The following is a 14,342-nucleotide window of genomic DNA, read 5'->3' as shown; positions in this document are numbered from 1 at the left end:
AATTAATTTAACAACACAATAATTTTTTTATAATGAATAAAGGTACCGTAAAATTTTTCAATGAATCTAAAGGATTCGGATTCATCACTGAAGAAGGAACAAACAAAGAACATTTTGTACATGTGTCAGGATTAGTTGACGAAATTCGTGAAAACGATGAAGTTGAATTTGACTTACAAGATGGAAGAAAAGGATTAAACGCTGTAAACGTAAGAGTATTATAATATATATTTATTACTAGTTAAATTTTTATCTAAAAGCCTATCAAATTTGATAGGCTTTTTTATTTTTAATTGACTTATTTATGGTTGATAGTAGACAAAGAAAGAATATTAAAATTGGTTTATTTGTAGAAATTGTTCAAAAACCACATCAAAAATCTGGAGAATTAACTAAAGGAATTGTTGCAAGGATACTAACAAAATCACCAAACCATCCCCATGGAATCAAGGTTCAACTTAAATCTGGTTTGGTTGGTAGAGTTAAAAAAATAATCGATTAATGCTATTTAACAGGAATTTTAATTTCGTAAAGCTTTCTGCTCTTATTATTTAATTTATTTTCTCTTAACCAAGAATTATGAAGTTTTAATTCCTTGTAAGTGATTCCAAATTTTTTAGCAAAAGAAGCAATGTTAGCTATTGCGGTATCAACTTTAACAGTTCTAGTTTTTTGTAAAGTATACAAATCTTGTTTTTCAAAAACAAAACCATATTTTTGAGGATTTGAAATTACTTCTTTTAAAGCAATTATTCTAAATACATATCTTTCTGTTTCGTCAGGTAATAAAGCGTCATAATAACTTGTTACCTGTTGTGTTTTTAATCTTTTAGCAATTCCATAGTTTCCTGCATTATATGCTGCTGCAGCCAATGTCCATGATCCAAATCTTTTTTTTGCTTTTTTTAAATATTCTGCTGCAACTTTTGTAGACTTTTCAATGTTATAACGTTCATCTACATTCTTATTGATTTCCAATCCATATTCTTTTCCTGTGGTTTTCATAAAATGCCACATTCCTGCGGCACCAGCAGATGAAGTTTCATCTATAAAAGCACTTTCTGCTAATGCTAAAAACTTAAAATCATCAGGTAAACCATATTTCTTTAATAAGGGCTCTAAGATTGGAAAGTATTTATTAGCTCTTTTTATCAATAATAAACCATTAGATTGCCAATATGTATTTACAAGCAACTCTCTGTCCATTCTTTCTTTGATATCCAACTTTTCTAAAGGAACTCTTTCTCCAGCTAAATTTAAGTTATTTGGAAGTTTAAGAGCTTTAATTTTATAAGTTTTGTGCGTGCTTAACTTGGGGTCATCATCATTTTTATGAATAGCATTAAAAAAAAATAGAGTTACTATTAGGATACTTAAAAGTGAGAGAATACGTATTGATTTATTCATAGAGTTTACAATTTTATACTATAAAAGTATAAAAATAGGCTCGCATTAACAAGTTAAAACCTCATCAATAATTTTTGATATTTTTTTTGCTTTGGATAATATCATTACATGAGTACCTCCTTCTATTTTTATACAGTTTTCAATCTTTTTAATTGGAAAAATATGATCTTTAGTTCCATGAATATGAACTATGTCTTCTGGAGTATTTTGTTGTTCCCACTTTAAAACATTATAAATAGACCATTTTAAATAAGTTTCGTTTCTTATAGAAAGGTATTTTTTATAGAGTTTTGCCTTCTTTTTTAAGCTTTTTCCTAAAAAGTACTGAGCATATTCTTCAAAATTTGAAACCACTTTGGTTGGAAAAAATTTATAAATTTTAGTAAATTTTGCCATTTTAAACTTTTTTGGAAGTTCATCTTGGTTTTTAACGCTAGAAATAATAATTACTTTTTTAGTTTCTATAAATTTAGCCATTTCTTGTACCATAATTCCGCCAAAAGAAACACCTACAAGTATAGGTTTTTCTGTTTTTATGTCATTACACATTCTCATTGCATAATTAGCAATGGTTTCCTCTAAGGCTAAAGGAGTCTTCCATTTTAGATATTGTAGCTCATATTTAGAGTCGTCTAGTTTAAGGTTTTCAAATATTTCTGGTCCAGCTGCCAATCCAGGAACAAAATAAATAGGGGTTTTAGTCATATTTATTCAATTAACTTTTTCTCAAATAGAATATCTTCTAAGGCCTCGAAAGCAAAAGCAAGTTCCTCAGGAACATTTTTCCACAACTTTATTTCAATTTGTTTGTCATTATGAGTTATAAATGTACTTGGATAATCTACTAGAGATTTATCAACATAACTATCAAGATACATCCCAAAAGAAGTTTTTTTAAATTTATCTTGTATTTTTTTAAATTTAACTTCAGAAATAGTAAAATCATGTTTTCCTTTTATCAAAACATTTTCAATACCTATAAAAGTTACTTTACCATCTTTAAATAAAGTGAGTTCATAAACAGGGCAATCACCAGAACACTGCGACTTTCTAATTTTAGCAAAAGTATTTTCAGATAAATAATTAATTTCGTCTATAGCAGATTGTTTATTATGAGTAACAGTAGAAAAAATATTTGAAGATTTTAACCTTTCGATCCAAAAATCTTTTTTTCCTATAGGAACTTTTATAGCTGCAACTTTTAAACTGTTCTTATCTATAACAAGATTATCCCAAATTAAACTACTATTTTCTATTAATGCTTTAGCGTCATTTACATTTTTGGGATTTTTAAGAACAACGATTAGGTTCTCGTGAGTTTTAACAATAGTTCTTATTACTTCTTCATTTTCAACTTTTTCTTCTTTTATAGTTTCTTTATTTTCTGTCTTTTTAATTTTTGTAGTTTCTTTTTTTTGTTGATTACAGCTTAAAGCAATAATAAAAAAAGAGAAGAATAAGTATTTCATATTTTTTGTTTTAGATAGTTATTTTATCATTAATAAAATCGAATCTGACTAATCCATCTTCATCAATCTCTTTAAGGGTAATTTTGTGTAAAGTATTAACCAATTCAGGGTTCCAAGGTGTTTTAACTTTTACATAATTTTCGGTAAATCCATTTATATAACCATCTTTATTCTCGTTTTCGAATAAAACTGTTAAGTTATTTCCTAGTTGACTTTCATAAAAAGCACGCCTCTTTTTTGCTGACAATCCTCTTAACATTTTACTGCGTTTTGCACGAACTTTTTTAGGAACAATACCTATCATTTCAGCAGCTTCAGTATTTGGTCTTTCTGAGTATGTAAAAACATGTAAATAAGAAATGTCTAATTCATTTAAGTAGTTATACGTTTCTAAAAATAATTCTTCTGTTTCTCCAGGAAAACCTACAATAACATCAACACCAATACAAGCATTTGGCATTACCTCTTTAATTTTAGCAACTCTATTTGTATAAGTTTCACGTAGATATCTACGCTTCATTTTCTTTAATAATTCATCACTACCAGACTGTAGTGGAATGTGAAAATGAGGAACAAAAGAGTCTGATTTAGAAACAAAATCGATCGTTTCATCTTTCAATAAATTAGGTTCTATAGATGATATTCGCAATCGATGAATTCCATCAACTTTATCTAATTCTTTAACTAATTCTAAAAAAGTATGCTCGTGTTTCTTATTACCAAATTCACCTTTACCATAATCGCCAATATTAACCCCTGTTAAAACGATTTCCTTAATCCCTTTTGATGATATTTCTTGGGCATTTTCCAATACATTTGTTAAAGTATCACTTCTAGAAATTCCTCTAGCTAAAGGAATTGTACAGTAAGTACATTTATAATCGCAACCGTCTTGTACTTTTAAAAAAGCCCGAGTTCTATCTCCAATAGAGTATGAGCCTACATAAAAATCGGCATCAGTAATTTCGCAAGAATGCACCTCACCAATATTATTTTTTGTTAAGTCGTTGATGTAACTAGTAACATTAAATTTTTCAGTGGCTCCTAAAACTAAATCAACACCATCTACAGCTGCCAATTCTTCTGGTTTAAGTTGTGCATAACATCCCACTGCGATTAAAAAAGCCTCTTCATTTTTTTTTAAAGCGTTTTTTACAATTGTTTTAAAACGTTTATCTGCATTATCTGTAACAGAGCAAGTATTAATAACGTAAACATCTGCTTTTTCTTCAAAATCTACACGCTCAAAACCTTCGCTCACAAAATTGCGAGCTATGGTTGAAGTTTCAGAGAAGTTTAATTTGCAACCTAAAGTATAAAAAGCAACTTTTTTATCTGCCATCATTCACGTACATTTAAGATTTACAAATTTACAATATTATTTGATGATTTTTGAAACTGAAAGGTTAATAGTTAGAAAGCTTTCTTTTGATGATTTACATGGATTTTACGCTATGGAAAGTAACCCTAATGTGTTAAAATATGCAGATGGAACACCAAAAGACTTAAATCAATGCAAAGTTGAATTAGGGAATTTGATTAATAGATATCAACTAGAAAATAACGATTTTTGTATTTATGCTATTGAAAGAAATTTAGATAAAGAGTTTATTGGAACTGTTGCTTTAATTAAAACGAATAATGAATATGAAATTGGTTATCGCTTTTTAGAAAAGTATTGGAATAAGGGGTATGCTTCTGAAATTTGCAAAGTTTTAATCTTATATTGTAAGCAATTAAGTATAAAAAAAATAGTGGGGTTTGTGGTTAATGCCAATGTGGCATCTGCTAAAATATTAGAAAAATATAATTTTAAAATTGTTGATGTATTTATAAATGATGATTATCAACAAGAAACAAAATACGAACTAAAACTATGATTGTCGATCATCTAAAGCCACCTTATTATGCTGTTATTTTTACAACCGTAACACAAGATAACTTAGTGGGCTATGCGCAAACTGCTAAAAGAATGGAAGATTTAGCAAAACAACAAAAAGGTTTTTTAGGCATCGAATCTTCTAGAAGCGAATTAGGAATAACAGTTTCTTATTGGCAAACACTCGAGGATATTGTTACTTGGAAAAATAATGTTGAACATACACAAGCAAGAAACTTAGGCAGAGAGAAATGGTATAGAAAATATCAACTTCGTATATGTAAAGTTGAACGCGAGTATGGATTTGAACGAAATTTATAAGTGTTTTAATAGCTTCTTCGTTTAATGATGTTAAATGATTTTCTTTCAACCTGATTTTTAAAGAGATAAACAATTCTAGAAAATAAATATCTATGATTTGCTAGTTTAGACATTAAACGACTGAATTTAAGTAGTTTGCTAAATTCTTTTTCTAAATCCTTTTGGTATGAAGATAAATATTTTTCAGAAAAAATATTTTTTTCTAAACATTGAACCAATTTTTTTGCACAAATAATCCCAGACATCATACCAGTACCAACACCTTCTTTATAAAATGCATTAGTTAACCCTGCTGCATCTCCAACTAAGAGAAATCTATTGCCACATACTTTATTAGAACCAAAGTTATAAGGAATACTCCAACCTCTCCAAGATCCATTTTTTTTTGCTTTCTTAAACTTATGAGAAACTTTTGAGTGATTGGCAATAATAGATTCTATCTCTTCAACTAGATTTATATTGTGCTTTAAAATTAAATCAGCTCTACCTCCCAAAGTAACATTTGCTGAACCATCAGCTAGCGGAAAAATATAAAAATACAGCGGTATTTTTTTATATATTATTCTAATTTCTGCATTGTTGTCTTTTAATAAATGAATAACATCATTAAAATACGCGCTTATAAATGTAGAAGAAAGTTTTTTATTTATCTTATTTCCTGCCAATTTTCTAGAAACTATAGATTTAGCTCCATCTGCTCCAACAACAACTTTTGCAAGAATTTCTTTATTGTTTTTTAGCTTAATTAATATTCCATCTTTTTGCTCGGTTAAATTTTTAACACCATTACCAAATTCTTTATTCGCGTATTTTTCCGATAAGTTTTGTACTAAGAAATCATCAAAATCATATCTTTTAGCATAAGATATTACCATTTCTCTGTCTTTACTTTCTTGAAAATTAATATTTAAATTATTATTTATAAAAAGTTGAATTTTTTTGCTGTGAATAAATTTTGGATTCTTTAAAAAAGAATGAAATAAATCTTTATCCAATTCTAACATCGCTTTATAAGCATATAAAATTAAACCATCACCACAGGTTTTATCTCTTGGAAAATTAGCTTTGTCTATGATATAATGTGAAATATTCATTTTTGAAAGCATAATAGAAGTGCTAACTCCTGAGGGTCCAGAACCAATAATGCAAATATCAGTTTTAATCATATTTATGATTTAAGTAATGTATATAACACATAAACAAATTTAGTAATATATAATTGAATATTATTTACCAATTTATTCTTGCCGCAATAGGGTAGTGGTCAGAAAAATTTTCTGAATAACTTATAAATTGATTTACAGTAGTAGTTTCATCTACTAATATAAAATCGATTCTCATAGGGAAAAAATAATTAAATGTTTTACCAAAACCTTTACCTGATTCAATAAATGCATCTTTTTTATTTTCAGATATTTGTTTGTAAACCCATGAATATGCAGTGTTATTAAAGTCACCGCAAATTATTTTTTTGCCTTTCCAAAGTTTTTCGTGATTTAAAAATACTTCTGCTTGTTCTGCTTGTTGTTGAAATCTGTTTTTTAAGTTTTTAATTAATTTTTCAGAATTTTTTTGACCAAAATTTTCTTTATCAGGTTTAATACTTAGTGATTGTAGATGTAAATTATACACTCTAATGGTGTCTTTTTTTCGAACTACATCAGCAAAAATAATTTCGTTTGCAGTATTCTCTAATTTTAAAAAACCTTGATTTATAATTGGATGTTTTGAATAGATGGCTATTCCAAACCTACCTCTAGCATATTTTTTCTTAATATATTTATAAGGAAAATCTAAGAGGTATTTAGGTAAAGACATGTGTTCTTGAATCGCTAATATGTCTAAATTTTTGGATTTTACAAACTCACTTATTTTGACATGAATATTATTCTCTTCTTTCCATTTCCAATGATTAAACATTCTTACATTATAACTCATTACTTTTAAATCATCATTTAATGAAGAATTATTTTCTATAATTTTATAAAATGGAGAGGTCATAAACCAACCTATAATTAATATTAGTAAAGAGGTTAAAAGTTGTTTTTTTAGTTTAATCAACCAATAAATAAAAAAAGCAATATTAATCATCAATAAAATTGGAACAAAAAGGCTTAAAATGGCAAATAGCGGAATTGTTTTCGGAGAAATATAAGGTAATAAATAGGAAAACAATAGAAGTACAGCCATCAAAGAGTTGATACTATATAAAATCTTATCTAAAAGTGATAATTTTTTCATCTTACTTTTTACCTTGTTTAAATAAGAATTCCTTTTCACTTGGAGTTAAACTATCGTAACCAGATTTACTAATTTTATCGAGAATAACATCAATTTGTTGTTGCGTTAAAGTTGTATTTTGATTTGATGTAGTTTTTTTCTGTTTAGATTTATAAACAGTCTTTAGTGGTTTTTTCTTTTTAGAAAAAAGCGAAGTTATTTTATTTAAAAACTTTATTTCTTTATTACTTGCTTGGTTAATGTATAAAAAACCAAATAATGCGCCTCCTAAATGTGCAAAATGCCCACCTGCATTTCCTCCAATTAACCCTAAAATATCTAAACCAATCCATATAGCTGCTAAATGCCAAAGTTTTACAAAACCGATAAAACGTATTTTTAATTGATAATTCGGGATGTAAGTAGCAATACCTATAAATATGGCAGATATACCTGCAGATGCTCCAACTAATTGCGATTTTTCTCCTTCAAATAATGGAAAATAATTATGACTTAAAAGAAACAAAACACCACCAAAAAAAGTACCAAATAAGTAGAAATTTAGTAATTGTTTTTGAGTAAAATATTCAAGGAATAAATTACCGATAAAATATAAAGCTATTAAATTAAAAATAATGTGTAGAAAGCCCGCGTGTAAAAAACCATAAGAAATAATTGACCAAGGTTTTGTTAGCAAAGAAGAAAAATTATATTCTAATGCAAACCATTCTCCAATAAAGTTACTCTGGTTTTTATACAGCCCAAAAATAACGGTCAATAAAAGTGATAAAATAAAAATGCCAATATTAATGTAGATTAATTTTTCAACGATATTGCCAGTTTTATATCTGTGTTTTATGTCGTTTATAAAACTCATTATCAATAATTTTTAAACTGATTTTTTTTCCAATACCAAGCTATTAAAAAGCCAATTAAAGCCCCACCAATGTGAGCAAAATGTGCAATGTTTCCAACAGAATATTTTGTCATTCCAAAGAATAAATCAAAAGCTAAAATTATAGGAATAAAGTATTTTGCAGCAATTGGCACTGGAAAAAAGATCAATGCTAGTTTTGCGTCTTTAAAATACATACCAAATGCAACTAAAACCCCATAAACAGCCCCAGATGCACCAACTGCTTTAGTGTTATATAAACCAATTATTTTATCAAATTGTTCTTGAGTAATATTCTCTACAACTCTAGAATCACTTGTTTTTGCAGACTCTAAAATTGAAATAATTTCTGATGGGTTTAATCCAGCATTAATAAACAACTCATAAATTCCATTGAATTGATAATAATTAACAAGTGTATAAATAATAGCAGCTCCTAAACCAGCAGAAAAATAAAAGAAAACAAATTTTTTCTTTCCCCACATTTGTTCAAGAGGGCCTCCAAAAGCCCAAAGCCCATACATGTTAAATAAAATATGTGGAAAACTTCCATGCATAAACATATGGGTTACATATTGCCAAATTCCAAAATGCTCATTTTTAGGAAAATGTAAAGCTAAAATGTTCGAAAAATCTAATTGTAAAAGTTGTGGAGCAACAAATAAAATTACATTGATTATAATTAAGTGTTTTATAGCATCTGTAAGTCTATTCATAAATTAACTATTAAATAAATTATCAATTTCGTTTAACGTTAATGTTTTAAAAGTCGGTTTTCCAAAAGGAGAAATAGAAGGGGCTTTGCAAGAAAACAAATCATTAACCAATCCTTCTTGTTCTTTTTCAGAGAGTTGAGTTCCTGTTTTAATTGATAATGTTTTGGCAAACGATTTTGCCATAATATCAAAATGACTAAAACTAGCATCTGGCACTTCTAAATTCATATCATTTAGTAATTCCTCTAAAATAATAGTTATTTTACTTTCTGTAACCGAAACCGGTATTCCTTTTATGGTAACACTATCTTTGGTAAATTCATCAAAAGAAAAACCTGCATTTTCTAATTCTGATTTTATAGTGTAAATCATTTCTATTTCTGTTGATGAAAATGCTATTTTAACAGGAAATAATAATTGTTGACTATTGGCTTCTTTTACAGTAATACTTTCTAAAAAATCTTCATACAAAACACGCTGATGTGCTAAAGATTGATTGATTAAAACTACACCAGATTTTATAGAACTCAGTAGGTATTTTCGTTGAATTTGAAAAGTTTTTTGTGTTTTTATTTCTTGCTGATTATCAAATAGCTCTTCTTGTTTTTCCTCTGTGTTAACTGCAACAGAAGTGTATAAAGATTCCCAATTTTCGTTTTGCTTTTGACGTTTAAATGGAAAATGTATTTCTTTTTGTGTTGCTTCTTTAAAAGGGTTAAAATTAGGGTCAACTGTAATTTTTGGTGCTTTTGTTGCAACAGATTTTGCGTTAAAATGATAAGGTGTGTCTAAATTTGAATCTCTATTAAAATCTAAAACAGGCGCAACATTATACTGACCCAAACTGTGTTTTACGGTCGCTCTTAACATTGCGTATAAAGCTTTCTCATTGTCAAACTTTATTTCTGTTTTTGTAGGATGAATATTAATGTCAATAGTATTTGCAGGAACCGTTAAATATAAAAAGTAGGAGGGATGAGAACCATTTTCTAGCAACCCATCAAACGCATTTACTACTGCGTGATTTAAGTACGAACTTTTAATAAAACGATTGTTTACAAAAAAGAATTGTTCTCCTCGTTTTCTTTTTGCAAACTCTGGTTTAGCCACAAAACCTTCTATAGTTAAAATATCGGTTTGTTCATCAATAGGAACTAACTTTTCATTCATTTTAGTTCCAAAAATGGCTACAATACGTTGTCGTAAATTATTATTTTTTAAGTGATAAACTTCGTTATTGTTATGATGCAATAAAAAAGCAATATTAGGATGCGCTAAAGCAACTCTTTGAAACTCATCTATAATATGGCGCGTTTCTACGGTATCTGATTTTAAAAAATTTCTTCTTGCAGGAATGTTGTAAAATAAATTTTTAACAGCTAAACTTGTGCCTTTTCCTGTAGAAATAAAATCTTGAGAAATAATTTTACTTCCTTCAATTTTAATACAAGTTCCTAGTTCTTCGTTTTCTTGCTTCGTTTTTAGTTCAACGTGAGCAATAGCTGCTATAGAGGCCAAAGCTTCTCCTCGAAAACCTTTTGTACAAAGGTTAAATAAATCTTCTGCTTTTTGGATTTTAGACGTTGCGTGACGCTCAAAACACATTCTTGCGTCGGTGGAGCTCATTCCTTTTCCGTCATCAATAACCTGAATTAAGGTTTTTCCAGCATCTTTTAGTAGTAACTTTATGCAGGTAGCGCCAGCATCAATTGCATTTTCTAACAATTCTTTTACAACCGAAGCAGGACGTTGAACGACTTCTCCAGCAGCAATTTGGTTAGCCACGTGATCGGGTAACAATTGAATAATATCAGACATTAATTTCTTTTGAAGATAGATAAATCGAAATCTATGATGTACAAAAAGATCAACACTAAAATACTTATGATGATTATAAGTGTTTTGTTTACACTTTTATCTGGGTTTTTTAAATCATCAACAGCATCACTAAACTTACCTTTTAAACCTTTGTTTTTTCCAGCAGTTTTTCTGAATTTATCTAGTTTATGCTCTATTTTATAAGGATTTCCTTCTCCTTTATAATAACGAGGTTGATAATCAAATTGTTTGTGTGTACGTTTTAAAAATCCCATAGTTTTAGAAATATTGGTTTATAATATTATTGAAGAAATCAACTATTATACCAATTTCATAAGCATTTCAAATTTACAGAATTAAAAGTAAATTTTCAAACAAAGATGTTAAAAGTATTCTTAATTTTTAAGTAATTTGAATCTTAAAACCCAATACTGTCAGAAGTTCTGTCAATATTTTTTAATGCAGCCATTTTAACAGCAGCTACAGCACATTCTATTCCTTTATTTCCGTGTTTCCCTCCAGACCTTTCTAAAGATTGTTGTTTGGTATTGTCTGTTAAAACACAGAAAACAACAGGTACATCGTATTTTATATTTAAATCGACAATTCCTTGAGTTACACCTTCGCAAACAAAATCGAAATGTTTGGTTTCTCCTTGAATCACATTTCCAATGGCAATAATTGCATCCAATTGTTCTGCTTGAATCATTTTTTTACAACCATATACTAATTCGAAACTTCCAGGTACATCCCAAGAGATAATATTTTCTTTGGTTGCTCCACAATCAATTAAGGTGTCAATTGCTCCTTGATGTAAATTTTTTGTAATTTCTGGATTCCATTCAGAAACAACAATCCCAAATCGAAAAGACTTCGCATTTGGGATTGTTGCTTTATCGTAAACGGATAAATTTGTTGTTGCCATTTTATTCAGTTTGCAGTATTCAGTTTGCAGTATTCAGTTAACAGTACTCAGTAAGCTATTCACTGCTGACTGCTACAGCTTTACTTACTACTTATTTTTTTGCATATTTAGCAGCAGCTATAAACTTTTCTATATCTCTACCTTGGTCAGATTTAGAGTAGTTTTCTTTAATTTTAGTAAATAAAGTTTCTGCTTTACTAAAATCTTCTAATTCCATTGCAGTTTGTCCTGCTTTGAATAAATATAAAGGTGCTGTAAAATCGTTACTTTTCTTGTTGGCTGCTTTTTCATAGTATTCTAAAGCTTCTTTTGGTTGATCAATGTCTGCAAAAGCATCACCAATAGCACCTAAAGAAACGGGTCCTAAAATTTCATCATCAGAATTAAACTTACTTAAATATTCAATAGCTTTGTCGTATTTTTTCAATTGCAAATAAGAAACTCCAGCGTAATAGTTAGCTAAATTCCCTGCATTTGTACCGCTATATGATTCAGCAATATCTATAAAACCATATTTTCCATCAGCACCTTCTAAACCTAAGTTTAGTAGAGAATCGATACCAGAACCAGCAGTAGCAGCTTCATCAAAATATTTTCTAGGAAAAGCCAACTCATTCGAAGCTTCTGTTTCGTTTGGCTCAACAACATATTTGGTGTACCCTAAATAGGCTAAGAAAATAACTACAATTGCAATTAAAGCGGTAAATAAAGGTTTGCTGTTTTTTTCAATCCATTGTTCAGACTTAGAAGCCGTTTCATCTAAAGTGTTAAATACTTCTGCTGTTGTGCTGTCTATTTCCTCAACTTGTTGTTGTTCTTTATTTCCTTGTGGTTTATATTTCTTCTTGTATGTTGCCATTTGTCGTTAAAAAATTTGTGCCGACAAAAATAGTTTTTTTAATTGGATTTTAAAAGCGGATATTTCGCAAAATTTTCAATAATTTGCAATTCGTTTTTAAGACCTTTTTTTATTGATGTATTTACAGAGAATTTCTTTAGTTAATTTTAAGAATATAGAATCGCAATCTTTTGATTTTCAGAACAAAATAAATTGTTTTGTAGGCGATAATGGAGTAGGTAAAACCAATATTTTAGATGCCATTTATTATTTGTCTTTTGCGAAAAGTTATTTTAATTCGGTTGCCGTTCAAAATATAAGACACGGAGAAGGCTTTTTTATGGTTGAAGGAGATTATCTTTTAAACGATAGAAATGAGAAAATTGTTTGCAGTTTAAAAAAAGGACAGAAAAAAGTTTTAAAGAGAAATGGTAAAAATTATGAAAAGTTTTCCGAGCACATTGGTCAGATTCCGTTAGTAATTATTTCTCCTGCAGATAGAGATTTGGTAACAGAAGGTAGTGATACTAGAAGAAAATTTATTGATGGTGTTATTTCTCAACAAAATAAAAAATATTTACAAGATTTAATTGCTTACAATAAGGTTTTAAGTCAAAGAAACGCCTTATTAAAATATTTTGCTGCTAATAGAACTTTTGATGCTTTAAATTTGAGTGTTTACGATGAACAATTAACAGAATATGGGGCAAGGATTTATGAAGTTAGAAAGGAGTTTTTGCAGAAGTTTATACCTATTTTTAATGAGAAATATCAAATTATTTCTGGAGATAAAGAACAAGTAAATCTAAAGTATAAGAGTCAGTTACACGATTTTACAATGAGAGATTTGTTGCAGAAATCATTAGAAAAAGATAAGATTTTACAGTATACTACGTCAGGAATTCACAAGGATGATTTGAGTTTTCAAATAGGTGAGTATCCGATTAAGAAATTTGGTTCTCAAGGCCAGCAAAAATCGTATTTAATTGCTTTAAAGCTGGCGCAATTTGATTTTATTAAACAGCAATCTAAAATCACTCCAATTTTGTTATTGGATGATATCTTTGATAAATTAGATGAAAATAGGGTTCAACAAATTGTAGATTTAGTAAATAATAAAGAATTCGGGCAAATATTTATCACAGACACCCATTCCGAAAGAACAGAAAATATTATTAAACAGAGTAATTCTGAATATCAGATTTTTAAGCTCTAAAGTGAAGATGGAAGTATGAAGCTTGAAAAATAAGCGTTAAAAATCCAAAAATCTAATAATCCAAAAGTCTAGATTATGTCTAAAAGAGAAAACGATTCTTTTTCGATTCAAGATTTAATGAAATCCTTTATCAAAGAAAACAATTTGAGCAAAGGAATGCAGAAAATAAAAGTAGAAGAGACTTGGACTAAAATGATGGGACCAGGTGTAGCTACTCACACAACTTCAGTTCGATTACAAAACAAGACCTTAATTATACAACTTTCTTCATCTGTTTTACGTGAAGAGTTAAGTTACGGAAAAGATAAGATTATTAAACTAATGAATGAAGAATTGGGTGATGAAGTGATTTCTAAGTTGATGTTGGTTTAGATTTTTGGGTAGATTCGCTGACGTGTTTGTATAAGATTAGTTGCGTTGTTTAAGCAACTAATTTAGCAAATACAAACCGAATAGAAAATCCGCGAGGATTTTCGTAAGTAATTTTGCACTAGCAATTAATTTTATACGGCTTAAGTTTGTCTTTTACTAATTTTGATATATAATCAGAAAGAATAAAAGAGAGAATTAAGGTTAATATACACGGTGAAGCTTTAGACTTCGACAACATTGGTAATCCTCTCTCTTTTCTACTTTTA

Annotated in this window: 18 protein-coding genes; 6 read left to right on the top strand and 12 right to left on the bottom strand. The window is 28.7% G+C overall.

The genetic code is table 11. The features are described 5' to 3' along the window. Nucleotides 1-32: 32 nt before the first annotated feature. Entirely contained in the window at nt 33-224 is a 192-nt protein-coding gene (locus tag DIS07_RS09840) for a cold-shock protein (protein WP_015480027.1), read from the top strand. An 80-nt stretch (nt 225-304) separates the two neighbouring features. Further along, the gene (locus DIS07_RS09835; protein ID WP_109405084.1) at nt 305-502 is read left to right on the top strand and encodes a YwbE family protein; all 198 of its coding nucleotides are present in this window, start codon (nt 305-307) and stop codon (nt 500-502) included. A gap of 2 nt (nt 503-504) precedes the next feature. On the opposite strand, the gene DIS07_RS09830 is transcribed toward DIS07_RS09835, so the two are convergent. Genes DIS07_RS09830 through mtaB form a run of 4 tightly spaced genes read right to left on the bottom strand, consistent with a single transcriptional unit; the run spans nt 505 to nt 4,221 of the window. Further along, the gene (locus DIS07_RS09830; RefSeq protein WP_109405083.1) at nt 505-1,407 is read right to left on the bottom strand and encodes a lytic transglycosylase domain-containing protein; all 903 of its coding nucleotides are present in this window, start codon (nt 1,405-1,407) and stop codon (nt 505-507) included. Between the two features lie 45 nt (nt 1,408-1,452). Continuing rightward, entirely contained in the window at nt 1,453-2,112 is a 660-nt protein-coding gene (locus DIS07_RS09825; RefSeq protein WP_109405082.1) for an alpha/beta hydrolase, read from the bottom strand. 2 nt (nt 2,113-2,114) lie between these two features. Then, nucleotides 2,115-2,876, bottom strand: a complete 762-nt coding sequence (locus DIS07_RS15100) for a DUF6438 domain-containing protein (RefSeq protein ID WP_181374582.1) — start codon at nt 2,874-2,876, stop codon at nt 2,115-2,117. A gap of 10 nt (nt 2,877-2,886) precedes the next feature. Beyond that, nucleotides 2,887-4,221, bottom strand: coding sequence for a tRNA (N(6)-L-threonylcarbamoyladenosine(37)-C(2))-methylthiotransferase MtaB (gene mtaB, locus DIS07_RS09815; protein ID WP_109405080.1), 1,335 nt, complete (start codon nt 4,219-4,221; stop codon nt 2,887-2,889). Nucleotides 4,222-4,261: 40 nt separating this feature from the next. Between mtaB and DIS07_RS09810 the strand changes: the two genes are divergently transcribed. Beyond that, entirely contained in the window at nt 4,262-4,756 is a 495-nt protein-coding gene (locus DIS07_RS09810; protein ID WP_109405079.1) for a GNAT family N-acetyltransferase, read from the top strand. Beyond that, nucleotides 4,753-5,076: an antibiotic biosynthesis monooxygenase family protein gene (locus DIS07_RS09805; RefSeq protein WP_109405078.1), complete on the top strand. Its 324-nt coding sequence runs from the start codon at nt 4,753-4,755 to the stop codon at nt 5,074-5,076. The genes DIS07_RS09810 and DIS07_RS09805 overlap by 4 nt, the downstream gene beginning before the upstream one ends. Before the next feature lie 5 nt (nt 5,077-5,081). Here the strand turns inward: DIS07_RS09805 and DIS07_RS09800 are convergent, their stop codons facing one another. The 8 genes from DIS07_RS09800 to DIS07_RS09765 form a co-directional block, all read right to left on the bottom strand. Continuing rightward, on the bottom strand, nt 5,082-6,242 hold the full coding sequence (locus DIS07_RS09800) for an NAD(P)/FAD-dependent oxidoreductase (protein WP_109405077.1): 1,161 nt from the start codon (nt 6,240-6,242) through the stop codon (nt 5,082-5,084). A 64-nt stretch (nt 6,243-6,306) separates the two neighbouring features. Beyond that, on the bottom strand, nt 6,307-7,317 hold the full coding sequence (locus DIS07_RS09795) for an endonuclease/exonuclease/phosphatase family protein (RefSeq protein ID WP_109405336.1): 1,011 nt from the start codon (nt 7,315-7,317) through the stop codon (nt 6,307-6,309). A gap of 1 nt (nt 7,318) precedes the next feature. Continuing rightward, nucleotides 7,319-8,173, bottom strand: coding sequence for a rhomboid family intramembrane serine protease (locus DIS07_RS09790; protein WP_109405076.1), 855 nt, complete (start codon nt 8,171-8,173; stop codon nt 7,319-7,321). 2 nt (nt 8,174-8,175) lie between these two features. Further along, the gene (locus DIS07_RS09785; RefSeq protein ID WP_109405075.1) at nt 8,176-8,907 is read right to left on the bottom strand and encodes a rhomboid family intramembrane serine protease; all 732 of its coding nucleotides are present in this window, start codon (nt 8,905-8,907) and stop codon (nt 8,176-8,178) included. Between the two features lie 3 nt (nt 8,908-8,910). Then, nucleotides 8,911-10,725: a DNA mismatch repair endonuclease MutL gene (gene mutL / locus DIS07_RS09780; RefSeq protein WP_109405074.1), complete on the bottom strand. Its 1,815-nt coding sequence runs from the start codon at nt 10,723-10,725 to the stop codon at nt 8,911-8,913. After that, complete coding sequence (locus DIS07_RS09775; RefSeq protein WP_109405073.1) at nt 10,725-11,000, bottom strand: riboflavin synthase subunit beta; 276 nt, start codon at nt 10,998-11,000, stop codon at nt 10,725-10,727. The genes mutL and DIS07_RS09775 overlap by 1 nt, the downstream gene beginning before the upstream one ends. A gap of 143 nt (nt 11,001-11,143) precedes the next feature. After that, nucleotides 11,144-11,650: a 6,7-dimethyl-8-ribityllumazine synthase gene (gene ribH, locus DIS07_RS09770; protein ID WP_109405072.1), complete on the bottom strand. Its 507-nt coding sequence runs from the start codon at nt 11,648-11,650 to the stop codon at nt 11,144-11,146. Between the two features lie 91 nt (nt 11,651-11,741). Continuing rightward, a complete protein-coding gene (locus DIS07_RS09765) occupies nt 11,742-12,509 on the bottom strand; it encodes a tetratricopeptide repeat protein (RefSeq protein ID WP_109405071.1) in 768 nt (255 codons plus the stop codon). A 115-nt stretch (nt 12,510-12,624) separates the two neighbouring features. On the opposite strand from DIS07_RS09765, the gene recF reads away from it, so the two are divergent. After that, a complete protein-coding gene (gene recF / locus DIS07_RS09760; RefSeq protein WP_109405070.1) occupies nt 12,625-13,704 on the top strand; it encodes a DNA replication/repair protein RecF in 1,080 nt (359 codons plus the stop codon). A gap of 75 nt (nt 13,705-13,779) precedes the next feature. Further along, nucleotides 13,780-14,076, top strand: coding sequence for a DUF721 domain-containing protein (locus DIS07_RS09755; RefSeq protein ID WP_109405069.1), 297 nt, complete (start codon nt 13,780-13,782; stop codon nt 14,074-14,076). Nucleotides 14,077-14,342: the final 266 nt, after the last annotated feature.

This window comes from Polaribacter aquimarinus (assembly GCF_003129485.1).
Lineage (GTDB): Bacteria > Bacteroidota > Bacteroidia > Flavobacteriales > Flavobacteriaceae > Polaribacter > Polaribacter aquimarinus.
Note: the sequence above shows the minus strand (reverse complement) of the source record. Positions and strands in the feature narration are given on the sequence as shown.